Raw genomic sequence first — 20,610 nt, forward strand, 5'->3', positions numbered from 1 at the left:
CCTAAGCCGATGCATTCATGCCTGAAGCGGGCGCCGCGCGGTCTTGAACTTGCGCCCGGCGCGCGCCGATCGCTTGCGCAACCAGATCAGCACGCCGGTGACCGACAATATCGTGGTGCCAAAGCCGATCACGGTCACCGCAATGCGCCAGGCCAGCCCGCCCACCTGCGCCATGTGCAGTGCCACGATCCAGGTGGTGAAGGTATCGGCGCCGTTGGCACCGGTGGGCAGCGATACCGCCCGCAGGGCGCCGGTTTGGCCATCGAACACGATGCGGGTGCCGCCGCCGTCGCGCGTTACGTCGGCACTCGATTTGACACCATAGACATAGAGGCCAGAGGTCGGCACGTACCACAACCAGGCGCGTCCATCGCCGGGCAGGGCCAGGCCGCGCCGGGCGGATTCCTGCTGCGCCAGATCCGCGCCGCGCCGCGCGGCCGCCGAAAAATCCAACGCCGGGGTCCAGCGCGGGGTGGGCAACACGGCCTTTTCGACCAGCGCCTCGGCGTCTTGCGCGCCCAGCAGGTCCATGACCGGGCGATAGACCTGCGGCAGGTTGAACGACACGCTCGACAGCGCAAAGACCAGCAGGATCGGCCAGAGCCACAGGCCACCCGCGCGATGCAGGTCGAACGTCAGCTTGTAGCCCGTGGTGGGGCGGCGCACTTTCCAGCTCGGCCGCCAGCGCCGCCAGAACCCTGCCGCTTTCAGCGCGCCGGGCGGCAGCGTCAGGTAGAAGCCCACGAAGCAATCGACCGTCCACACCAACGCTGCCAAGCCCATCGCGAACAGGCCCCAGGGTCCCAGCGCCAGCGAATAGTGCAGGCGATAGAGAAACGGCATGAGGTTCACGAGGCCCTGTTCGATCGCGCCGTTGCGGCGATGGCCTTGTTCCTCGCCCGTCCAGGGATTGATGAACACATCGTCCCAGTCGGGGCGGTCGGCGCGTTCCAGGCCGGTCTGCGGGTCGATCCAGGTGGCATAGAGCCGGTCGGCCCGGCCCGGTTCGCGCGTGAGATAGAGGAAATCGACGCGCGCGGAAGGATGCCGGGCGAGCATGGCAGAGCGCACCACCAGCGGATCCATCGCTGCCAGGCCCGGCTGGGGCGGCGCGGCGTTCTGCATGGCAGGGGCCATCGCCGCGTCGATTTCCGAAAACCACGGCAGCAGGGAGCCGGTCAGCCCCGCCACCGCCAGGAACAGGGCCAGTGTCAGCCCCGCCCAGCGATGGACGATGACCCAGAACGGACGGCCGGGCAGCGCCATGGCGATCAGAACGTCACGCGCACAGAGCCGGTCACGTTGCGCGGCGCGGCGTAATAGGCCTGGGTCCAATAGAGGCTGGTCAGGTACTTGTGGTTGGTCACGTTGGCCACGTTCAGATTGAACTGAACGTTCTCGTTCAATTTATACCCCGCCTGCAACTGCAGCGTGGCATAATCGCCCTGGCGCACCGTGCCCGAATAGATCGTGTCCTGCCACTTGACCGCCGCACCGAGCTGCAGCGGCTCCACCGGGTTCCAGCGCAGCGCCAGGTTGGCGGTGTTGCGCGGCACATAGGTGCGCACTTGCGTGCCGGCGCCATCGTCCATCTTGAGCGTGGTGGCGCCGGCCTGGATGGTGAGGGTGGAGGTGATCTTGCCGCCCACTTCGGCTTCCACCCCGCGGCTCACCGCGCGGATGCCGTTGTAGAGAGTCTGGCCTGTGGCGGTGTCATAGCTGCCGGCGTCGGCCAAGTTGCTTTGTTCCGCGCGGAACCAGGCGACCGAGCCGAACAGGCCGCCGCCGGGCGTCTGCGCCTTGATCCCGGCTTCATAGCTCTTGCCCTTGGCCGCGCCCAAGGGCTTGCGATCCAGGTCGAGATTGGCCTGGGGGGCGAAGATGCTGGAATAGCTGGCATAGAGATTGACGCCGGGCAGGGCCTTGTAGGTCACGCCGACGAAGGGGCTCAGCGCCTTTTCATTCTTGTCGGTGCTGACGCCGAAGCTGATGCCCCGCGTCTTTTCCACCAGGTAGTTGGCACCAAGCAGCACGCTGAGTTGGCCGGTGAGCGCCACATCCGTGGCCCCGCGCAGGCGCCATTGGCGATCCTCGGTGTGTTCCTGCTGTACCAGCGCGCCAAACGCGGGCAGGGCCACTTCGCTGCCGGTCCAACTGCCGGGCAGGCCGGGGATTTCGCCCCAGGACGGATCGCTGGCATCGGCCGGGCGGCCATAATATTCATAGGTGCCCACGGTGCGCTGCACGCCCAGGGTCAGCTGCTGGTCGCGGCCGAACAGGCGATAATGGCCCTGCACGCTGCCGTCATAGATCCAGCCCTTGGCAACCGGCGCATAATTGCCGGGATAGCCGTAGAGCCCGCCCCATGCACCGGTCTGGCTATCCTGCGTGGGGGTGCCATAGACATAGAACAGGCGGGAGTCTTCGGAATGGTATTTGCGCGTGACATGCGCGCGCGCGCTCCAGCCGGGCGCAAAGTCCCAGGTCAACTGACCATAGGCGGTCTGGTCGTGGGTGGTCCAATAGGTCCAGTCCATCGTCGTGGAGGCGCTGCTGTCGAATTCCAGCTGGTTGCCGTTGCTGTCTTGCAGCGGCAGGGCGCCCCACATCACGCCGGTGGACTTGCCATCCTGGCGCATGTAGCCGGCCGAAAGGTGCAGGTTGGGCGTGATTTCCCCATCAAGCACGCCCGAAATCGCGGTGCGGCGATGGTGGTAGCTGCGCAGGTAGGAATCGCCGTCCTGCGCCGCGCCGGTCACCCGCACGGCCCACTTGCCATCGGCCGTCAGCGGCAGGTCGAGATCGAATTCGGCGCGCTTCTTGTTCCACGAGCCATACGACAGTTCGGCCGACATGTGACGCTCGCCGGTGGGATGGCGGCGGTGGTAGTTGATCGTGCCCGAAGGGTTGCCCGCCCCGGTCAGCAGCGCGTTGGCGCCGCGCACCACTTCCACATTGTCCCACATCACCGAATCCTGGGCGCCGATCGTCGGGCCCCAGATATTGGGCAGGCTGATGCCGTCGATCATGGCGTCGACGATGTCGAACCCGCGCGCGTTGTAATAGGTGCGCTCGGTTTCGACCTGATCGACGTTGACGCCGGTGACATAGCGCAAAAGCTGGTTGGTTTCGTCGAGGGCGAAGTCATCGAGGAACTTGCGGTCGACGACGCTGACCGATTGCGGCGTATCCATGATGGTGAGTGCCAGGCCCGTGGCACCGGTGGCCACGGTCTGGCCGGTCTCGCCGTTGACCACGATGGTGCGGTCCTTGGCCGCGTCCGCTTCGGCAGCGCTTTCGGCGCCTTCTGCGCGGGCCGGGCTGGTAGCGAGCACTACCATCGACACGCCGCAAGCAAGCGCTGCGCGCCGAAATTGCGAGGGGGCCATCATGTTTATCCTTCCTGAACAACGATCCGTGAAGGCCCGCTAATGCGAATGGTTATCACGTGTCAAGGCGAGTGATAATCATTTTCAATAAATGTCAGCGGAAACGCGCAGGTCGTCCCGGGCAGGGCGGTGGGCTTGCAGGGCGCCATGCTTGGCCCTAGAATGGTTGCACCCCGGGGAGCCAGTGGCCGGGCGGTGCGCAAGCATTGCCAGGTTGATCGATAGGCTGAGAGGGGCTGGTCACGCAGCCCGACCCGTTGAACCTGAACCCGTTAGCACGGGCGGAGGGAGGGCCGGCCGACGCGTTTTCGCCCAGTGCCACAAGCCTTTCGTTCGTCCACACGAAAGGAACCTCGTGTATGGCCGATCTCAATTTCCCACTCGAAATTGGCGTGACCACCGGCCCGATCCGCGGCAGCCGCAAGATCCATGTGGAATCGCCGCGCTTTCCCGGCCTGACCGTGGCGATGCGCGAAATCGCGCTGGAGCCTGGCTGCGGCGAGCCACCGCTGCGCGTCTATGATACCTCGGGCCCTTACAGCGATCCGCGCATCGCGATCGACATCCGCGCCGGCTTGCCGCGCCTGCGCCACGATTGGATCGTGGGCCGGGGTGACGTTGAAACCTATGCAGCGCGCGAAGTGAAGCCAGAGGACAATGGCTTGAAAGGGCCGGATCGTTCGGGCGGCGTGCCGGCATTCCCCAACGTGAACACGGCTCCGTTGCGCGCCAAGGCCGGCGGCAACGTGACGCAGATGCACTATGCCCGCAAAGGCATTGTCACGCCCGAGATGGAATACGTGGCGATCCGCGAAAACCTGGGCCGCAAGCAGTTAAAGGAAGCGCTGGTGCGTGACGGGCAGGATTGGGGCGCCAGCATTCCCGATTACGTCACCGCCGAATTCGTGCGCGACGAAGTGGCCCGTGGCCGTGCGATCATTCCCAGCAACATCAACCACCCGGAAAGCGAACCGATGGCGATCGGCCGCAATTTCCTGGTCAAGATCAACGCCAATATCGGCAATTCGGCGGTGGCATCCGATGTCGCGGCCGAAGTGGACAAGATGGTCTGGTCGATCCGCTGGGGCGCGGACACGGTGATGGACCTTTCCACCGGGCGCAACATCCACGACACGCGCGAATGGATCCTGCGCAACAGCCCGGTCCCGATCGGCACCGTGCCGATCTACCAGGCGCTGGAAAAGGTCGGCGGCATCGCCGAAGACCTGAACTGGGACATTTTCCGCGACACGCTGATCGAGCAGGCCGAGCAGGGGGTGGACTACTTCACCATCCACGCCGGGGTACGCCTGCCGTTCATTCCGATGACGGCCAAGCGGGTCACCGGGATCGTCAGCCGGGGCGGCTCGATCATGGCCAAGTGGTGCCTCGCGCACCACCGTGAGAGCTTCCTCTACGAGCATTTCGACGAGATTACCGAGATCATGAAGGCCTATGACATCGCCTATTCGCTGGGCGATGGCCTGCGTCCGGGCAGCGTGGCCGACGCCAACGACGAAGCGCAGTTTGCCGAGCTCTATACCCTGGGCGAACTGACCAAGCGCGCCTGGGCTCAGGACGTGCAGGTGATGATCGAGGGGCCGGGCCATGTGCCGATGCACAAGGTCAAGGAAAACATGGACAAGCAATTGGCCGCTTGCGGCGAAGCGCCGTTCTACACGCTCGGGCCGCTCGTCACCGATATTGCGCCCGGCTATGACCATATCACCAGCGGCATTGGCGCAGCCATGATCGGCTGGTTCGGCACGGCCATGCTCTGCTACGTCACGCCCAAGGAGCATCTGGGCCTGCCCGATCGCGACGACGTGAAGGTTGGCGTGGTCACCTACAAGCTGGCGGCCCACGCGGCCGACCTGGCCAAGGGGCATCCGGCGGCCAAGCTGCGCGACGATGCACTGAGCCGCGCCCGCTTTGAGTTCCGCTGGCGCGACCAGTTCAATCTCAGCCTCGATCCCGAAACGGCCGAGCAGTACCACGACCAGACCCTGCCCGCCGAAGGGGCCAAGACCGCGCATTTCTGCTCGATGTGCGGGCCCAAGTTCTGCTCGATGAAGATCACGCAGGAAGTGCGCGAATTCGCCTCAAAGCAGAACCAGGCCGCCGACGCGTTCCTCGCCGCTGACGAGGCCGAAGCCGGCATGCAGGCGATGAGCGAGAAGTACCGCGAGGCGGGCAGCGAACTCTATTTGCCGGCGGCCGAATAAGCCCGGCGAATAACGAACCGCGGCAGGAACCGCTACGGTTTCCGATCATTGCCTGTCCATAAGGAAGGCGTGCTGCCTGCCCGGCGCACGCCTCATTCCTGTCAATGGAGATCAAGCCATGAAGAAGGCTTTGCTGGCAATGGCGCTTGCCGCATCGGGGCTAACTGCCGCCTGCACCGATGACTATGCCTATGGTGGCCGCCCTGGATACGACAACGGCCATCACGGTGGTCGCCATCGTGGCGGTTATGGCGGGGTTGAAGGCGGCTGGGCCTATCGCGACGACGGCTATTACCGCCAATATGGCAACTATGACTACAACCGTCCCGACCCGAGCTATGGCGGCTATTACGCCGATCGCTATTACCGCGAAGACCCGCGCTATGGCGAACACCGCGTTTCGATGGACGAACGCGTTTATCGCGGGCGTGACGGCCGCTATTACTGCCGCCGTTCCGACGGCTCGACCGGCCTGATCGTGGGCGGTGTTTCTGGCGCGCTTCTGGGCTCGGTCATTGCCGAAGGCGATTCCCGGCCGCTGGGCGCGATCATCGGTGCGATCGGCGGTGCGGCTGCTGGCGCCGCAATCGACAGCAACAACGTGCGCTGCCGCTAAGCGCGTTCGACGTTCCAAGTCGATCGAAAAAGGCCCTTTCGCGCATCCGCGAAAGGGCCTTGAAGCATGTCGGGTGCGGCAAGAGGTGCGCCTCTTGCCCGATCCGCCAATTACTTGGCGGCGTCGACGTTGATGCCGAGCTTCTTCACGTCGTTGAGCGTGAAGCTGACCGGACGATCGTTGAAGGTGCCTTCAACCGACTTCTTGCGGATGTGCAGTTCGAACGGCACCTTGCCGGCATAGGCCGTGCCACGGACGATCTTTTCTTCGCCCTTGGTTTCGGTGGTGTAGGAATAGCTCACGCCCTTGTAGGCGAAGCTGTCGGCCTGGTTTTCAGCGGCGGCGACGGCGGGAGCGGCAAGCACGAGCGAAGCAGCGGCGGTGGCAATGAAAGAACGAAGCATGGCAATTTCCCCTGATGAAAAAGGTGAGATTGCCTTCGGACACCCGTCTATTGTGTTCTTGTTGCAGCGCGTTTCGCGCATGCTGCGCCTGCGAGCAATTGCTTAGGTTGCGGGCTTGGTTGCGCGAAACGCAACTGCATTCTCGCCTTCCCGCAAAAGCCTTCGTTTTCAATCGCCCCGTGCTGCGCCGGGCTGCCAGCAAGGCCGCCCGGCGCATACGAAAGCGCCAGAAATGGCGCAATAGCTCAGGATTCGAGCGTGCGTTCGAGCGTCACTTCGCAGTTCAGCAGCTTGGAAATCGGGCAATTGGCCTTCGCCTCGTCGGCGATGCGGGCAAAGTCCGATTCGGAGATACCGGGCACTTGAGCCTTGAGTGCAAGTGCGCTGCGCGTGACCTTGAAGCCGTCGCCATCGGCGTCCAGCGTCACTTTGGCCGTGGTATCGAGCGTGCCATCGGCAAAGCCGGCTTTGGCCAGGGCAAAGCTGGTGGCCATGGTAAAGCATGCTGCGTGCGCGGCGGCGATCAGTTCTTCCGGGTTGGTGCCCGGCTGGCCTTCGAAGCGCGTGCCAAAGCCATAGGGCTGGTCCTTGAGCACGCCCGAAGCCGTGCTGATCGATCCCTTGCCGGGCTTGCCGAAGCCCTGGTAGCGGGCGGAAGCGGTGCTGGTGGGCATTGGAGGCGTCTCCTTGAAGTGGGTTCGCCCGTGCAACGCCCCGGCCAGCCGACCGTTCCGTTCAACGCTTGCGCACGAACTCTGCGCGCAGCACCAGCCCCTTGATGCCATCGAACTTGCAGTCGATTTCCTGCGCGTCACCGGTGAGCCGGATCGACTTGATCAGCGTGCCACGCTTGAGCGTCTGGCCCGCGCCCTTGACGTCGAGATCCTTGATCAGGGTGACCTGGTCACCATCGTGCAGCACGTTGCCGACCGCGTCGCGCACTTCCACGCTGTTTTCCGCAGCACGGCGGGTGGCCAGTTCTGCAGCCGTCATCCATTCGCCGCTGTCTTCATCGTAGACGTAATCGTCGTCGCTCATGTCCCGTCCTTGCCTTGGCGTTCCCGGTTGATCCCAGGGCGGCCATGACAGGTTGCGGGCAGCGACGCCAGCCCTCGCCGGGCCGGATCACCACACGGCGGGAAAGAGTTCAACCGCGCCGCCGTCACGCGGTTTCCACGGCATCTGCGCCAGCACGTCGTTGCTTTCGCGGGGGCTGCGCCCTTCGGCCAGCGACCAGGTGATGTGCCAGGTGCCGCCATCGGGACGGTTGGTGCTGCCATCAAGCGCCACGACCAGCGCTTCTACCCCCGATCCATCGTCGACATGGCCCACCACGCGGGCGTGGCGGATCAGGGGGGGCAAGGGTTCGCGAGGGCCAGCGCGCACGTTGCGCGTGACATGGCTGGCCACGATCTGGGCATAGCGCGGCGGAAACAGCGCCAGAAGGCGATCGCGGCACTCGGGTTCCAGTTTCCAGCCGCTGGGCATCGCGATCGTCCCGTCAGGAAGAGGGGGTGGCCTGTCCGCTCACCACGCCGTTCTGGTCGGGCTGAGCACTGTTCAGGGCACCCGTGATCCAGATGGCGGACAGCGCGAGGATGGCCAGCACGAGGCTGATCAGCAAGACCCAGCGCACGACGTTGAGGCCGGTACCGCCGCGGGCTTCTTCGGTAGACAGATGCGCCGAGGGCGGTTGCCCCGGGGTATGGTCGTTCTGCATGGCGACGTCTCCTGCGTCTGATCCGGTTGGGGCGTGCGCCTGGCACGCCCCTTTGCCCGATTCTACGCGCGGAGAGGCCGCGTGTTCCGCGCCCGGTCGCGCAGCGCCGTCGAACTTGATCGCGCAGCGCTGTCAGACTTAGTCGCGCAGCAATTCGTTGATGCCGGTCTTGCTGCGGGTCTGCGCGTCCACCGTCTTGACGATCACGGCGCAATAGAGCGACGGGCCGGGGGTGCCATCGGGCAGCGGCTTGCCCGGCAGCGCGCCGGGCACGACCACGGCGTAGGGCGGCACGCGGCCGATGTGCACTTCGCCGGTGACGCGATCGACGATCTTGGTGCTGGCGCCCAGGAACACGCCCATCGACAGCACCGCGCCTTCGCCCACGATCACGCCTTCGGCCACTTCGGAACGGGCGCCGATGAATGCGCCATCCTCGATGATCACCGGTCCGGCCTGCAGCGGTTCGAGCACGCCGCCGATGCCGGCGCCGCCCGAAATGTGCACGTTCTTGCCGATCTGTGCGCACGAACCCACGGTCGCCCAAGTATCGACCATCGTGCCTTCATCGACGAACGCGCCGATGTTGACGAAGCTGGGCATCAGCACCACGCCCTTGCCGATGTGTGCGCCACGGCGCGCCACGGCGCCGGGCACCACGCGGAACCCGGCCTTGCGGAACGCTGCATCGTCCCAGCCGGCAAACTTGCTCGGCACCTTGTCGAACGCCGGCGCGCCGCCGCTGCCGTTGTCGATCACCACGTTGTCGTTGAGGCGGAACGAGAGCAGCACGGCTTTTTTCAGCCACTGGTTCACGTGCCATGCGCCGTCCACCTTTTCGGCAACGCGAGCCTCGCCGGAATCGAGCAGCGCGAGGGCCTGTTCCACCACCACGCGCACATCATCGCTGGCCGGCGTCACGTCCGCGCGGTTTTCCCAGGCGGCTTCGATGGCGGCTGCAAGCTGTGCGGTCATGGGTAGGTCTCCAGGCAATACGGTCTCTATCGGCTGGCCGCCTAGCCGAGGTGGCCGCCCTCGGCAAGCGCATCGAGCCAGGCGGCAAGGTCGTCGATCGTCTCGTCGATCGCGGCCTCGTCCTTGGCGCGCGCACCCCAGTCGGTGCCGAAATCGAGCCACACCGTCTGCATGCCCATGGCTTTCGCCGGGGTGAGATTGCGGGCCGAATCCTCGAAGAACACCGATCGTTCCGGCGCCACGCCAAAGGCAGAGACGAAGCCGCGATAGGCCGATGGCTCTGGCTTGGGCTTGTATTCCATGGCGTGGATGTCCCAAAGCCCTTCGAAACAGTGGGTGATGCCAAGCGCATCAAGCACGCGGGTGGCATAGGCCGCGTCACCATTGGTGAACACCAGGCGGCGGCCGGGCAGCCGCATCAGCCGTTCTTCCAGGCGCGGCGCGCGTGCCAGCGGCGCCATGTCGACATCATGGACATAGCCCAGGAATTCATAGGGATCGACGCCATGGAAGTGCATCAGGCCGGCCAGCGTGGTGCCGTGATCGTGGAAATACATCTTCTGCACACGCCGCGCTTCGGCATGGTCGCAACCCAGCAGATCGGCGATGTAGGCGCCCATGCGCACATCGATCTGGTCGAACAGGCAGGTCTCGGCCGGGTAGAGCGTGTTGTCCAGATCGAAGATCCAGCAATCGACACGCGTCGGGTCAAAAGGCATCCGTCATCCTTGCAAGGCCATCGTGTTGCTGCGGCCTGCCTTGGCGCCTGCCCGCAAATTCAGCGCGGGGCAAGCCTCCTTAGCCGGGCGTTTTCGCCGTCTTCCAGGATCCATAGCGTACCATCGCCCGCTTCGCGAATCTCGCGAATGCGCGTGCCCAAGTCGATGCGTTCGAGTTCCTTGCCCACGGGCCGTCCGCCAGGGCCGTCTTCCAGACCCACCCGCACGATGTCGGCCGCGCCCAGCGCCGCGATGAGCGCTTGCCCGCGCCATTGCGGAAAGGCCTTGCCCGAATAGAAGATGAAATCGCCCGGCGCGATCACCGGGTTCCAGCTGATCGCCGGCGCGGCGAAATCGGGCCGCGTGGCATGGCGCGGGATTGGCGTACCATCATAATTGTCGCCATCCGAAACCACGGGCCAGCCATAGTTCTTGCCCGGTTCCAGCAGGTTGAGTTCGTCGCCGCCGGCCGGGCCATGTTCCAGGTCCCAGAGCCGCCCTTGCGCATCGAATTGCAGGCCGAGCGGATTGCGATGGCCCAGCGTCCACACTTGCGCGGCAACGCCGCCCTGCGCGGCAAACGGATTGCCCGGCGCGGGCTGCCCATCGAGCGTGAGGTGCAGGATCTTGCCCAGGTTCGTGCCCATGTCCTGCGCCGGGGTGAACTTCTGCCGCTCTCCCGACGAAAGGAACAGGCTCTTGCCATCGGGCGCAAAGGCAATGCGGTGGCCGAAATGGCCGCGCCCGGGAACCTTGGGCGTCTGGCGCCAGATCACTTGCAAGCCTTCCAGGCGGGGTGCCCCGGCATCGAGCACCAGCCGGGCGCGGCCCAGCGCTGCGCCGCGCGTGTCGCCAGGGCCCGCCTCGGCCCAGGTCAGATAGATAAGCCCGCTTTGCGCAAAATCGGGAGCAGGGGCCACGTCGCCCAGCCCACCCTGGCCGCCGGCATCGACTTTGGGCGTGCCGCCCACCACCTGCGCCTTGCCGCCTTCGCGCCACAGCTTGAGCGCGCCGGTGCGCTCGGTCACCAGCACGTCAGGCCGGCCGGGCAGGAACGCCAGCGCCCAGGGATCATCGAAGCGCGCCAGGTCGGTGATGGTAAAACCGTCGCGTTGCTCGGCCCCAGCGGCAGGGCCGGGCGTGCCGTTGTCGGCCTGGGCCGAAGATCCGCAGCTTGCAGCCAGGAACGCGAGAGGCGATAGAGCCAGGAGGATCGCTTTTGTCATGACCGCTACAATGCCTGAAATCGCCCGACGTGCCACCAAAATTGCTCGCGTTTCCGGGCATGTGATCGGCGTGGATGAAGCCGGGCGCGGCCCATTGGCCGGCCCCGTGGTGGCCGCCGCCGTGGTGCTGTGCCGCCGCCCGCCCGAGGGGTTGGCCGATTCCAAGAAGCTTTCGGCCAAGCGCCGCGCCGTGCTGGAAGAACAGATCAAGGCGCGCTGCCGCTGGTCCGTGGGCGTGGTGGAGCCCGAGGATATCGACCGGCTCAACATCTTTGGTGCCACCATGCTGGCGATGACGCTGGCCGTGAAAGGCCTGGTCGCCTCGCTGAGCGATGCTGTGGGTGAAGTGCGCGTGGACGGCAACCTGACGCCGCATGGCCGCCATGCCGACTGGTGCTGGCCGGCGCGCGCGATCGTGGGCGGCGACGCGATCGAACCCTGCATTTCGGCCGCCTCGATCATCGCCAAGGAGCATCGCGACCGCCTGATGCGCGCGGCGGCCGAAGAGCATCCGCATTACGGGTGGGAACGCAACGCCGGCTATGGCACGGCCGAACATCTCGCGGCGCTGCGCACCCATGGCCCCACGCCGCTGCACCGCCGCAGCTTTGCCCCGGTGGCGCAACTGGTGTTGATCTGAAGCGCGGTTTGACGCGACTCGGCGCAAGCCCGGCAAATAAATTTTCCACAGTTGCGTACACCATATCTAGAGTCAGGGGTGCCGGTGCAGACTCAAGATGTGGTTTGCGGACTCGTTCCGTTCCGCTTTCGCGGCGACGCGACTCGGCGCAAATCCGCGAGTCGCGCCTTGACCTGCGAGTCCCGATGATTCAGATTCCACGCCAACAGAGCAGTTGGAAGGAATGATCATGGTTACGGCAGTGAAAACGCGCACCCGCGCCTTGCGGGCCAAGATGCCCACCAAGGTCCAGGCGCCCGCGCTGCCCGTCAACCGCATTCTCAAGGGCGATTGCATCGAGTTGATGCGGTCCTTGCCCACCGGTTCGATCGACATGATCTTTGCCGATCCCCCTTATAACCTGCAACTGGGCGGCGATCTGGCCCGCCCCGATGGCAGCCATGTCGATGCCGTGACGGACCATTGGGACAAGTTCGACAGCTTTGCCGTCTATGATCGCTTTACCCGCGAATGGCTGAACGAAGCCTACCGCCTGCTCAAGCCCAACGGCTCGATCTGGGTGATCGGCAGCTATCACAACATCTTCCGCCTCGGCACGATGTTGCAGGACATGGGCTTCTGGATCCTCAACGACATCATCTGGCGCAAGACCAACCCGATGCCCAATTTCAAGGGCACGCGGTTCACCAATGCCCACGAAACGCTGATCTGGGCGGCCAAGAGCGAAAAGGCGAAGTACACCTTCAACTATCGCGCGATGAAGACGCTCAACGACGAACTCCAGATGCGGTCCGACTGGGTCCTGCCGATCTGCTCGGGCAAGGAACGCCTCAAGCGCAACGGCACCAAGGCGCACCCCACGCAAAAGCCGGAATCGCTGCTCTATCGTGTGATCCTGGCCACCACCAACAAGGGTGACGTGGTGCTCGATCCGTTCTTCGGCACCGGCACGACCGGCGCCGTGGCCAAGCGGCTGGGCCGCAACTGGATCGGCTGCGAGCGCGAGGACGACTATATCGAAGTGGCGCAGGAGCGCATCGACCTGGCCCTGCCGCTCGACGAAAGCGCGCTCAAGACCATGCAGTCCAAGCGCGCCGCGCCCAAGGTGCCGTTCGGTTCGCTGGTGGAAAGCGGCTGGCTGGCACCGGGCACCGTGCTGGCCGACAAGAAGCGCCGCTGGCAAGCCGTGGTGCGCGCCGATGGCAGCGTCGCCGTGGGCGAAGACAGTGGCTCGATCCACGGCATGGGCACCAAGGTGCAGAACGCGGCCTCGTGCAACGGCTGGACGTTCTGGCACTTCATGGACAAGGGCGAGATGAAGCCGATCGACGTGCTGCGCCAGCGCTACCTGCTGGCCGTGGAAGACTGATTTCGCTAGGGGCGCGGGATGAACGAGACGGTTTACCTGCGCCCTATCGCGCTCGCTGAAAGTCCGCAGGCGGATGATCCAGCCGCCGTGCGCCTGGCCGGTGGCCTGGCCTGCGCCAGCCGCTTTGCCCTGTTGGTGCGCAAGGATGGCAGGATCGTTTCGCGCCAGGTGGTTGGCGCCGAAGATGTGCCGGCAGCGATTGCGCGCCTGTCCGATGCGCTTGCTGAAGAAGCCAGCGCGCAGTGGGTGAACCTGCGCAAGAGCCACGCGCCCATCGGCTGCGGCGAGCGCGTGCTGCGCCTGGACCAGCCCCTGGTCATGGGCATTCTCAATGTCACGCCCGACAGTTTTTCCGATGGCGGCCAATTCCTCGACAAGCCGGAAACCGCCCTGGGCCACGCCGCGGCGATGCTGGCGGCGGGCGCGGCCGTGATCGACGTGGGTGGGGAATCCACCCGACCCAATGCCGCCGCCGTGTGGGAAGGGGACGAGGTCAAGCGCGTGGTGCCGGTCATCGAGCGGCTCGCCGCCACCGGCGCGGCCATTTCAATCGACAGCCGCCGGTCGAGCGTCATCGCCGCCGCGCTGGCGGCCGGCGCGCATATCGTCAACGACGTCTCCGCCCTGCGCCACGATCCGCGCAGCCTGGAAATCGTCGCTGCCAGCGGCGCACCGGTTGTGCTGATGCATGCGCCGGGCGGGGCAGACGACCTGCACGCCGACGGCCATTACCAGGACGTGGTGCTCGATGTGTTCGACGACCTGCGCGCGCGCCGGGATGCCGCGTTGGCTGCGGGCATCGCCGCAGACAAGATCCTGCTCGATCCCGGCATCGGCTTTGGCAAGACGCTGGCCGACAACCTTGCGCTGATCAACGCCTTGCCGTTGTTCCATGCACTGGGCCAGCCCATCCTGTTTGCCGCCAGCCGCAAGCGCATGATCGGCGCGCTTTCGAACGAGGCGCCCGCGCCCCAGCGGCTGGGCGGTTCGATCACGCTGGCGGTCAAGGCATTCGAGGCCGGTTGCCACATGGTGCGCGTGCACGATGTGGCCGATACCGTGCAAGCCATGCGCGTGTGGCGCGGGTTGCGCGATGCGGCGCTGACCGACTTTTCGCAGTTGGCGTGAGGCTGTCGAAGCCCCTTTCCCGCGCAAGCCCTCAAGCCGCGTTGTCGATGCCCAGTTCCGACAGCTTGCGATAGAGCGTGGATCGGCCGATGCCCAGCCGCCGTGCCACTTCGGTCATGCGCCCGCGATAGTGGCCGATCGCCAGGCGGATGACGTCGGCCTCGATTTCCTCCAGCGGGCGCAAGTTGCCATCGGCGGTGAACAGCATCACCCCGGCACCATCGCTGATCGGGGCGGCGGTACGCGGCGTTTCACCCACCATTGTCGAAAGGTTGGGAAAATCCTGCGCGGTAAGGGTTTCGGCGTCGCAAAACACCGCGGCGCGGAACAGCGTGGCCTGCAACTGCCGCACGTTGCCCGGCCAATCATAGGCCTTGAGCAGCGCCAGCGCCCCGTCGGTCACGCCCAATGGTCGCAGTCCCGGCTGTTCGCCAATCCGCGCCAGGAAATAGCGGGCAAGGGCGGCAATATCGCCCGCTCGCTCGCGCAGGGCCGGCAGGTGCACATGCACCACAGTCAGCGCGTCGACCAGCGGCGCGTGATAGAGGCCGGCGTCGGCGAGATCGCGCAAGGGGGCGTTGCTGCAGGCAAACAGGCGCACGTCGATGCGGAAGGAATGGCGCGCGCCGATCGGCTGCACGTCGCCGCGCGTCAGGAACTGGGCCAGGCGCTCCTGCACATGGGTGGGCAGGCGGTCCACCTCGTCGATCACCAGGGTGCCGCCATCGGCGTGCTGCAGGGCGCCGATGTGCCGGTCGAACGCGCCGGGAAACGCGCCCTTTTCGTGGCCGAACAGCACGCTTTCGATCTGGTTGGCGGGAATGCCACCGGCGTTGACGATGCGCAGCGGCGCCTTTGCACGCGGGCTGGCGGCATGCATCGCGCGCACCAGCATTTCCTTGCCCGTGCCGCTTTCGCCTTCGATCAGCACGGTTTGCTGCGTGCGGGCGGCCTTGGCGGCAACGGCAAGCGCGGCACGAAAGGCAGGGGCGGCGCCGATCATCGAATCGAAATCGAGCGTCGTGCCGATCTTTTCGGTGAGCGGTTGCAACTCGGCGACCGGCGCTTCGCGCAAGGTAGCGCTGCGCAGCGCCTGGAGCAGGCGATCGGGCGCCACCGGCTTGATCAGGTAATCGGTGGCCCCGGCGCGCATTGCCTCCACCGCCAGCAGAGGCGACGCGCTCGTCGTGAGCATCAGGATCGGCAGGGCCGGTCGGCGGGCCTTGAGTTCGGCAATCAGGGCGCAGGCATCGTCACCCGGAACCCATTGATCGAGAATGATCGCGCCCAGTTGCATGCCCTGGCGTGTGCCGAGCGTGGCAATCGCGGTTTCGGAATCGCGCGCCACGATGGTGCGCCAGCCCTCGCGCGCGGCGAGCGCCGTGATCAGCCGGCATTGGGCAGGCTCATCATCGATCAGCATCAGCAGGCGGTCGTCGGCGTCGGCCATGGTTTTCCCGTCATTGCAACACCCCCGGCTTAGGCTTTTCTGGTAAAAACCTGATTAAACAATCAGGCCGTTCAATCGCCCTTGAGGCACGCCGTGCTGCGGGATAAGGTGCCCGACAAGATAATGACGAGGGATGAGTGAGCATGACGTCTGCCAACGACTTGAAGGCCGCACGCGAAACCTATGAAGGCTTTCTTTCCCTGATCAAGGTGGCCGTACCGGTGATCGCGTTGATCGTCGCCTTCGTGATCCTGATCATCCAATAAGGAATGTCACATAATATAACGATCGCCGTTCTTGCCGAACGCGCGACGGGAGAGAGCCGCGTTGCCGCAACGCCCGAAACGGTGCGCAAGCTGGCGGCGTTGGGGGCAAGACTGGTGGTGGAAAGCGGCGCAGGGAAGGGCGCCGGCATTTCCGACAATGACTATGCAGCCGCCGGGGCAGAGATCGCCAGTTCCGATGCCGCCGCCGGCGCACAGATCGTGCTGGGCGTGCAAGGGCCCGATCCAGCCGCGGTGGCGTCTGCGGCGCCGGGGGCCTGGATCGTCGCTTCGCTCGATCCCTTTGGGCAGCGTGGCCGCGTGGATGCCTATGCCGCCGGTGGCCATGAAGCGCTGGCGATGGAATTCATGCCGCGCATCACCCGCGCGCAATCGATGGATATCCTTTCGTCCCAGGCGAACCTTGCCGGGTACAAGGCCGTGCTCGTGGCGGCGAACCTCTATGGCCGTGCCTTTCCGATGATGATGACGGCGGCCGGCACGGTGAGTGCGGCCAAGGCCTTCATCATGGGGGTGGGCGTGGCGGGGCTTCAGGCCATCGCCACGGCGCGGCGCCTGGGCGCTCAGGTTTCGGCCACCGACGTGCGTTCTGCCACCAAGGAGCAGATCCAGTCGCTCGGCGCCAAGCCGATCTTCGTGGAGAACGTGGCGGGTATTGAGGGCGAAGGCGCCGGCGGCTATGCCACCGAGATGAGCCCGGAATACCAGAAGGCCCAGGCCGAACTGGTTTCCAGCCACATCGCCAAGCAGGACATCGTGATCACCACCGCGCTGATCCCGGGCCGCGCCGCGCCGCGCCTGATCACCGATGCACAGATTGCCACGATGCGGCCCGGCTCGGTGATCTATGACCTGGCGGTGGCGCAAGGCGGCAATGTGGAAGGCAGCCTGCCCGACCAGGTGGTGGAACGCCACGGGGTGAAGATCGTGGGCTATGCCAACACGCCCGCACTGCTCCCCGCCGACGCTTCTGCGCTGTTTGCGCGCAACCTCTTCAATTTCCTCTCTGCGTTCTGGGACAAGGACCAGGGCCGCCCGGTGCTGGACGAGGAAATCGGCAATGCCATCCGCCTGACGCAAGGCGGCCAGGTGGTGCACGAAAGGCTGAAGGGGTGAGTGTGTTTCCTCCCCGGCACGGGGAGGGGGACCGCCCGCAGGGCGGTGGAGGGGACTCGCGGCCAACACCACGCCGCGAAGTCTTGCTCGCACGAAGCCTGCGCCGAACGATGAGTGTGCCTGAGCGTTTGCTGTGGCGGCAATTGCGGCAAAGGCCCTATGGCCTGAAGTTTCGCCGCCAGCATCCAATCGGGCCCTATGTGGCCGATTTCTGCTGCCTGTCACACCGCCTCGTGGTCGAGGTGGACGGCATGGCCCATGACAACAAGGATTGCGCAGCCCGCGATGAAACGAGGCGGCGCTTCATGAACGAGAACGGGTTCAGGGTGTTGAGGGTTTCTGCAAGGCGCGTGCTGGCCGATGCCGTGGGAACGGCAGAAGCGATCGTCGCGCGCGCGGCCAGTCCCCTCCACCGTCCTGCGGACGGTCCCCCTCCCCGTTCCGGGGAGGAAACCTGATGGACTTCATATCGATCCTGAGCATTTTCGTGCTCGCCTGCTTTGTCGGGTATTACGTGGTCTGGTCGGTCACGCCGGCGCTGCACACGCCGTTGATGGCGGTGACCAATGCGATTTCGTCGGTCATCATCGTGGGGGCGCTGGTCGCTTCGGCGGCGGCGGGGTCGCCCTTGGCCAAGTTCCTGGGGCTGGGCGCGGTGGTCTTGGCTTCGGTCAATATCTTCGGTGGCTTTGCCGTCACCCAGCGCATGCTCGCGATGTACAAGAAGAAGGAGAAGAAGTGATGGAGCATGTCACCTCTTCCCCCTGGGTAGGCTTTGCCTACCTGGTCGCTGGCGTGCTGTTCATCATGGCGCTGCGTGGCCTCTCGTCGCCGGGCACCAGCCGGGCGGGCAACCGCTATGGCATGATCGGCATGACCATTGCCGTGGCGACCACGCTGGTCACGCATTCCATCGCCAGCCTGCCGGAAATCGCCGTGGCCATCGCCATCGGCGGCGGTATCGGCTTCGTGATCGCCCGGCGCATCCAGATGACGGCGATGCCGCAACTGGTTGCCGCGTTCCACTCGCTGGTGGGTCTGGCCGCCGTGCTGGTGGGGCTGGCGGCCTATGCCAATCCCGAGGCGTTCGGCATTCTCAACGCGCAAGGGCTGATCGAGCCGCAGAGCCGCATCGAAATGGGCCTGGGCATTGCCATCGGTGCGATCACCTTTTCGGGTTCGATCATCGCGTTCCTGAAGCTGGCGGGCAAGATGAGCGGCGCGGCGATCCTGCTGCCGGGGCGGCACGTGCTCAACCTGGGCACGCTGATCGCCATCCTTGGGCTGGTAGCCTGGTTCACGCAGGATCAAAGCGCCTGGGTCATCGCCGCGATCACCGCGCTGTCGTTTGCCATCGGCTTTCTGCTGATCATCCCCATCGGCGGGGCAGACATGCCGGTGGTGGTCTCGATGCTCAACAGCTATTCCGGCTGGGCGGCGGCGGCGATGGGTTTCACGCTGCACAACACCGCGATGATCGTGACCGGCGCGCTGGTCGGCTCTTCGGGCGCGATCCTGTCCTACATCATGTGCAAGGCGATGAACCGCTCGTTCCTCTCGGTGATCGCCGGCGGCTTTGGCGCCGAGGCGGCGGCGAGCGGCGGCGCGGCCAAGGAGCAGCGCCCGTGGAAGCGCGGCTCGGCCGAAGACGCCGCCTTCCTGATGAAGGAAGCCGAAACCGTCATCATCATCCCGGGCTATGGCATGGCCGTCAGCCAGGCGCAGCACGCGCTGCGCGAGATGGGCGATGTGCTGAAAGCCAATGGCGTCAGTGTGAAATACGCGATCCACCCAGTGGCGGGGCGCATGCCGGGGCACATGAACGTGCTGCTCGCCGAAGCCAACGTGCCCTATGACGAAGTCTTCGAACTGGAAGACATCAACAGCGAGTTCGCGCAGGCTGACGTCGCCTTCGTGATCGGCGCCAACGACGTGGTCAATCCGGCCGCCAAGACCGACAAGTCCAGCCCGATCTATGGCATGCCGGTGTTCGACGTGGACAAGGCCAAGACGATCTTCTTCGTCAAGCGCTCGATGGGCGGGGTCGGCTATTCCGGCGTCGACAATGACGTGTTCTACATGGACCAGACCATGATGCTGCTGGCCGATGCCAAGAAGATGGTGGAAGACATCGTCAAGGCGCTGCAGCACTGACGTTGACAGACCCGGTGTGCCGGGGCGAGAAGGCGGGCATGAAGCCCATTGCCTGTCTTGCCCCCACTGGCCTAGTCTTGGCCGCGCTGGTCCTGTCATCCTCTGCATGCGTATCCAAGCTGGCCGAGGGCCGCGTGCGCAGCGCGCTGGTCGATGCCGGCGTTTCCCCGTCCAACGCGGCCTGCATGGCAGAGCGGATGACCGACCGGCTTTCCATCGGCCAGTTGCGCCGGCTGGAGGCCTTGCGGGCGCCCAAGCGCAGCCTGAGCGACTATGTCTGGACGGTAAAGCGGCTGGATGATCCGCAACTGGTGGATGTGACGGTCAGTGCCGCAGCCCTGTGCGCGATGGGATTGGCCCCGGAAAAGCGGTGAACCGTGCGCGCGGGCGGGGCGGATTGCCGCCTGCGCCCGCTGGACCTGGGATCGGGCCTTGCCTAAGGCTTGGGGAACGGGAATGGCCGGAATGGGACTGGCCGGCAGGAGAGACACGTTTTGCGCAAGATCGGCCTTATCGGCGGCATGAGCTGGGTTTCGACCCGCACGTATTATGAGCATATCAACAAGCTGGTCCAGGCGCGCACGAGCACGCTGTCCAGTGCGCCCTTGATTATCGAAAGCCTTGATTTTGCAGGACTGGCACGGCTTTCCTCGGCTGAGGAATGGAACCGCGCGGCGCAAGTGCTGGTAGAGAGCGCCAAGCGCCTGGAGCAGGCTGGGGCCACGGCAATCCTGATCGGCGCCAATTCGATGCACAAGGTCTATGACCAGATCACCGCGTCGGTGGGCGTGCCGGTGATCCACATTGCCGACGCCGTGGGCGCGCGGATGCAGGCCAATGGCGTGAAGACGGCGGCCTTGATCGGCTCGCGCAATGTCATGGTGGAAAGCTTTTACCGCAAGCGGCTGGTGGCCCATGGCGTCACGCTGCTGCCGCCGGTGATGGACAATGTCGATGAAATCGACCGCATCATCTACGAAGAGTTGATGCAGGGCCGCGCCACGCGCTCGGCCGAGCGCACGTTCAAGACGCTGCTGACCACGATGGGCCAGGCCGGGGCAGAAGGCGTGGTGCTGGGCTGCACCGAACTGGACATGGTGATCGATGTCGACGCCAACGTGCTGCCGATCTATGACGGCACGCGCATCCATGCCGAGGCGGCCGTCAACTGGATCCTGGACGAAGGGTGACAGCC

Annotated in this window: 23 protein-coding genes; 12 read left to right on the top strand and 11 right to left on the bottom strand. The window is 65.3% G+C overall.

Features of this window, described 5'->3' with window-relative positions; translation table 11 throughout:
- Positions 1-15: 15 nt before the first annotated feature.
- Together R9J51_RS13110 and R9J51_RS13115 are read right to left on the bottom strand one after the other, a co-directional pair.
- Positions 16-1,266, bottom strand: a complete 1,251-nt coding sequence (locus R9J51_RS13110; protein WP_179504694.1) for a PepSY-associated TM helix domain-containing protein — start codon at positions 1,264-1,266, stop codon at positions 16-18.
- 5 nt (positions 1,267-1,271) lie between these two features.
- Complete coding sequence (locus R9J51_RS13115) at positions 1,272-3,341, bottom strand: TonB-dependent siderophore receptor (RefSeq protein WP_179504695.1); 2,070 nt, start codon at positions 3,339-3,341, stop codon at positions 1,272-1,274.
- A gap of 407 nt (positions 3,342-3,748) precedes the next feature.
- Here R9J51_RS13115 and thiC point away from each other — a divergent pair, with 407 nt between their 5' ends.
- Together thiC and R9J51_RS13125 are read left to right on the top strand one after the other, a co-directional pair.
- Positions 3,749-5,614: a phosphomethylpyrimidine synthase ThiC gene (thiC, locus tag R9J51_RS13120; RefSeq protein ID WP_179504696.1), complete on the top strand. Its 1,866-nt coding sequence runs from the start codon at positions 3,749-3,751 to the stop codon at positions 5,612-5,614.
- A gap of 118 nt (positions 5,615-5,732) precedes the next feature.
- Entirely contained in the window at positions 5,733-6,230 is a 498-nt protein-coding gene (locus R9J51_RS13125) for a glycine zipper 2TM domain-containing protein (protein WP_246865904.1), read from the top strand.
- A gap of 110 nt (positions 6,231-6,340) precedes the next feature.
- Here R9J51_RS13125 and R9J51_RS13130 read toward each other — a convergent pair whose 3' ends face one another.
- From R9J51_RS13130 to R9J51_RS13165, 8 genes are all read right to left on the bottom strand, one after another.
- On the bottom strand, positions 6,341-6,634 hold the full coding sequence (locus R9J51_RS13130) for a hypothetical protein (protein WP_168554866.1): 294 nt from the start codon (positions 6,632-6,634) through the stop codon (positions 6,341-6,343).
- Between the two features lie 245 nt (positions 6,635-6,879).
- Positions 6,880-7,308, bottom strand: coding sequence for an OsmC family protein (locus tag R9J51_RS13135; protein WP_169474405.1), 429 nt, complete (start codon positions 7,306-7,308; stop codon positions 6,880-6,882).
- 61 nt (positions 7,309-7,369) lie between these two features.
- Entirely contained in the window at positions 7,370-7,672 is a 303-nt protein-coding gene (locus tag R9J51_RS13140) for an alkylphosphonate utilization protein (RefSeq protein ID WP_168554868.1), read from the bottom strand.
- Positions 7,673-7,759: 87 nt separating this feature from the next.
- A complete protein-coding gene (locus R9J51_RS13145) occupies positions 7,760-8,122 on the bottom strand; it encodes a hypothetical protein (RefSeq protein ID WP_168554869.1) in 363 nt (120 codons plus the stop codon).
- Positions 8,123-8,135: 13 nt separating this feature from the next.
- Positions 8,136-8,354, bottom strand: a complete 219-nt coding sequence (locus R9J51_RS13150; RefSeq protein WP_168554870.1) for a hypothetical protein — start codon at positions 8,352-8,354, stop codon at positions 8,136-8,138.
- A 138-nt stretch (positions 8,355-8,492) separates the two neighbouring features.
- Complete coding sequence (gene dapD, locus R9J51_RS13155) at positions 8,493-9,329, bottom strand: 2,3,4,5-tetrahydropyridine-2,6-dicarboxylate N-succinyltransferase (protein WP_179504697.1); 837 nt, start codon at positions 9,327-9,329, stop codon at positions 8,493-8,495.
- Between the two features lie 41 nt (positions 9,330-9,370).
- On the bottom strand, positions 9,371-10,048 hold the full coding sequence (locus R9J51_RS13160) for a pyrimidine 5'-nucleotidase (protein ID WP_168554872.1): 678 nt from the start codon (positions 10,046-10,048) through the stop codon (positions 9,371-9,373).
- 59 nt (positions 10,049-10,107) lie between these two features.
- Positions 10,108-11,274: a PQQ-dependent sugar dehydrogenase gene (locus R9J51_RS13165; RefSeq protein WP_179504698.1), complete on the bottom strand. Its 1,167-nt coding sequence runs from the start codon at positions 11,272-11,274 to the stop codon at positions 10,108-10,110.
- Between the two features lie 10 nt (positions 11,275-11,284).
- Here R9J51_RS13165 and R9J51_RS13170 point away from each other — a divergent pair, with 10 nt between their 5' ends.
- From R9J51_RS13170 to folP, 3 genes are all read left to right on the top strand, one after another.
- Positions 11,285-11,914 (top strand): ribonuclease HII, encoded by a 630-nt coding sequence (locus tag R9J51_RS13170; protein ID WP_179506462.1) that lies wholly within the window; start codon positions 11,285-11,287, stop codon positions 11,912-11,914.
- A 229-nt stretch (positions 11,915-12,143) separates the two neighbouring features.
- Entirely contained in the window at positions 12,144-13,283 is a 1,140-nt protein-coding gene (locus tag R9J51_RS13175; protein ID WP_179504699.1) for a site-specific DNA-methyltransferase, read from the top strand.
- Between the two features lie 18 nt (positions 13,284-13,301).
- Positions 13,302-14,411 (top strand): dihydropteroate synthase, encoded by a 1,110-nt coding sequence (gene folP, locus R9J51_RS13180; RefSeq protein ID WP_179504700.1) that lies wholly within the window; start codon positions 13,302-13,304, stop codon positions 14,409-14,411.
- Positions 14,412-14,442: 31 nt separating this feature from the next.
- On the opposite strand, the gene R9J51_RS13185 is transcribed toward folP, so the two are convergent.
- Positions 14,443-15,861, bottom strand: a complete 1,419-nt coding sequence (locus tag R9J51_RS13185; RefSeq protein WP_168554876.1) for a sigma-54-dependent transcriptional regulator — start codon at positions 15,859-15,861, stop codon at positions 14,443-14,445.
- Between the two features lie 143 nt (positions 15,862-16,004).
- Between R9J51_RS13185 and R9J51_RS13190 the strand changes: the two genes are divergently transcribed.
- The 7 genes from R9J51_RS13190 (at position 16,005) to R9J51_RS13220 (ending at position 20,605) form a co-directional block, all read left to right on the top strand.
- Positions 16,005-16,127: an aa3-type cytochrome c oxidase subunit IV gene (locus R9J51_RS13190; protein WP_210425463.1), complete on the top strand. Its 123-nt coding sequence runs from the start codon at positions 16,005-16,007 to the stop codon at positions 16,125-16,127.
- A gap of 15 nt (positions 16,128-16,142) precedes the next feature.
- Positions 16,143-17,261, top strand: coding sequence for an NAD(P) transhydrogenase subunit alpha (locus R9J51_RS13195; protein ID WP_179506463.1), 1,119 nt, complete (start codon positions 16,143-16,145; stop codon positions 17,259-17,261).
- A gap of 2 nt (positions 17,262-17,263) precedes the next feature.
- Entirely contained in the window at positions 17,264-17,719 is a 456-nt protein-coding gene (locus R9J51_RS13200) for an endonuclease domain-containing protein (RefSeq protein ID WP_432787995.1), read from the top strand.
- The gene (locus tag R9J51_RS13205; RefSeq protein WP_110761118.1) at positions 17,719-18,003 is read left to right on the top strand and encodes a proton-translocating transhydrogenase family protein; all 285 of its coding nucleotides are present in this window, start codon (positions 17,719-17,721) and stop codon (positions 18,001-18,003) included. Before R9J51_RS13200 ends, R9J51_RS13205 begins: the two co-directional genes overlap by 1 nt.
- Complete coding sequence (locus tag R9J51_RS13210) at positions 18,003-19,415, top strand: NAD(P)(+) transhydrogenase (Re/Si-specific) subunit beta (protein ID WP_179504702.1); 1,413 nt, start codon at positions 18,003-18,005, stop codon at positions 19,413-19,415. Before R9J51_RS13205 ends, R9J51_RS13210 begins: the two co-directional genes overlap by 1 nt.
- Positions 19,416-19,453: 38 nt before the next feature.
- Positions 19,454-19,789 carry a hypothetical protein gene (locus R9J51_RS13215; protein WP_179504703.1) on the top strand — a complete coding sequence of 112 codons (336 nt, stop codon included), beginning with the start codon at positions 19,454-19,456 and terminating at the stop codon, positions 19,787-19,789.
- Between the two features lie 120 nt (positions 19,790-19,909).
- Positions 19,910-20,605, top strand: coding sequence for an aspartate/glutamate racemase family protein (locus tag R9J51_RS13220; protein WP_169474412.1), 696 nt, complete (start codon positions 19,910-19,912; stop codon positions 20,603-20,605).
- Positions 20,606-20,610: the final 5 nt, after the last annotated feature.

Source organism: Novosphingobium rhizosphaerae (assembly GCF_050920675.1).
Taxonomy (GTDB): Bacteria; Pseudomonadota; Alphaproteobacteria; order Sphingomonadales; family Sphingomonadaceae; genus Novosphingobium; species Novosphingobium rhizosphaerae.

Bases quoted from the DNA above. Each gene is read 5' to 3' on its own strand.
- R9J51_RS13160 (WP_168554872.1), bottom strand. From the start codon at position 10,048: ATGCCTTTTGACCCGACGCGTGTCGATTGCTGGATCTTCGATCTGGAC.
- R9J51_RS13165 (WP_179504698.1), bottom strand. From the start codon at position 11,274: ATGACAAAAGCGATCCTCCTGGCTCTATCGCCTCTCGCGTTCCTGGCT.
- R9J51_RS13215 (WP_179504703.1), top strand. From the start codon at position 19,454: ATGAAGCCCATTGCCTGTCTTGCCCCCACTGGCCTAGTCTTGGCCGCG.
- R9J51_RS13150 (WP_168554870.1), bottom strand. From the start codon at position 8,354: ATGCAGAACGACCATACCCCGGGGCAACCGCCCTCGGCGCATCTGTCT.
- R9J51_RS13125 (WP_246865904.1), top strand. From the start codon at position 5,733: ATGAAGAAGGCTTTGCTGGCAATGGCGCTTGCCGCATCGGGGCTAACT.
- R9J51_RS13140 (WP_168554868.1), bottom strand. From the start codon at position 7,672: ATGAGCGACGACGATTACGTCTACGATGAAGACAGCGGCGAATGGATG.
- R9J51_RS13190 (WP_210425463.1), top strand. From the start codon at position 16,005: ATGACGTCTGCCAACGACTTGAAGGCCGCACGCGAAACCTATGAAGGC.
- R9J51_RS13130 (WP_168554866.1), bottom strand. From the start codon at position 6,634: ATGCTTCGTTCTTTCATTGCCACCGCCGCTGCTTCGCTCGTGCTTGCC.
- R9J51_RS13110 (WP_179504694.1), bottom strand. From the start codon at position 1,266: ATGGCGCTGCCCGGCCGTCCGTTCTGGGTCATCGTCCATCGCTGGGCG.
- R9J51_RS13170 (WP_179506462.1), top strand. From the start codon at position 11,285: ATGCCTGAAATCGCCCGACGTGCCACCAAAATTGCTCGCGTTTCCGGG.
- dapD (WP_179504697.1), bottom strand. From the start codon at position 9,329: ATGACCGCACAGCTTGCAGCCGCCATCGAAGCCGCCTGGGAAAACCGC.
- R9J51_RS13210 (WP_179504702.1), top strand. From the start codon at position 18,003: ATGGAGCATGTCACCTCTTCCCCCTGGGTAGGCTTTGCCTACCTGGTC.
- R9J51_RS13175 (WP_179504699.1), top strand. From the start codon at position 12,144: ATGGTTACGGCAGTGAAAACGCGCACCCGCGCCTTGCGGGCCAAGATG.
- R9J51_RS13115 (WP_179504695.1), bottom strand. From the start codon at position 3,341: ATGGTAGTGCTCGCTACCAGCCCGGCCCGCGCAGAAGGCGCCGAAAGC.
- R9J51_RS13135 (WP_169474405.1), bottom strand. From the start codon at position 7,308: ATGCCCACCAGCACCGCTTCCGCCCGCTACCAGGGCTTCGGCAAGCCC.
- thiC (WP_179504696.1), top strand. From the start codon at position 3,749: ATGGCCGATCTCAATTTCCCACTCGAAATTGGCGTGACCACCGGCCCG.
- R9J51_RS13205 (WP_110761118.1), top strand. From the start codon at position 17,719: ATGGACTTCATATCGATCCTGAGCATTTTCGTGCTCGCCTGCTTTGTC.
- R9J51_RS13185 (WP_168554876.1), bottom strand. From the start codon at position 15,861: ATGGCCGACGCCGACGACCGCCTGCTGATGCTGATCGATGATGAGCCT.
- R9J51_RS13145 (WP_168554869.1), bottom strand. From the start codon at position 8,122: ATGCCCAGCGGCTGGAAACTGGAACCCGAGTGCCGCGATCGCCTTCTG.
- folP (WP_179504700.1), top strand. From the start codon at position 13,302: ATGAACGAGACGGTTTACCTGCGCCCTATCGCGCTCGCTGAAAGTCCG.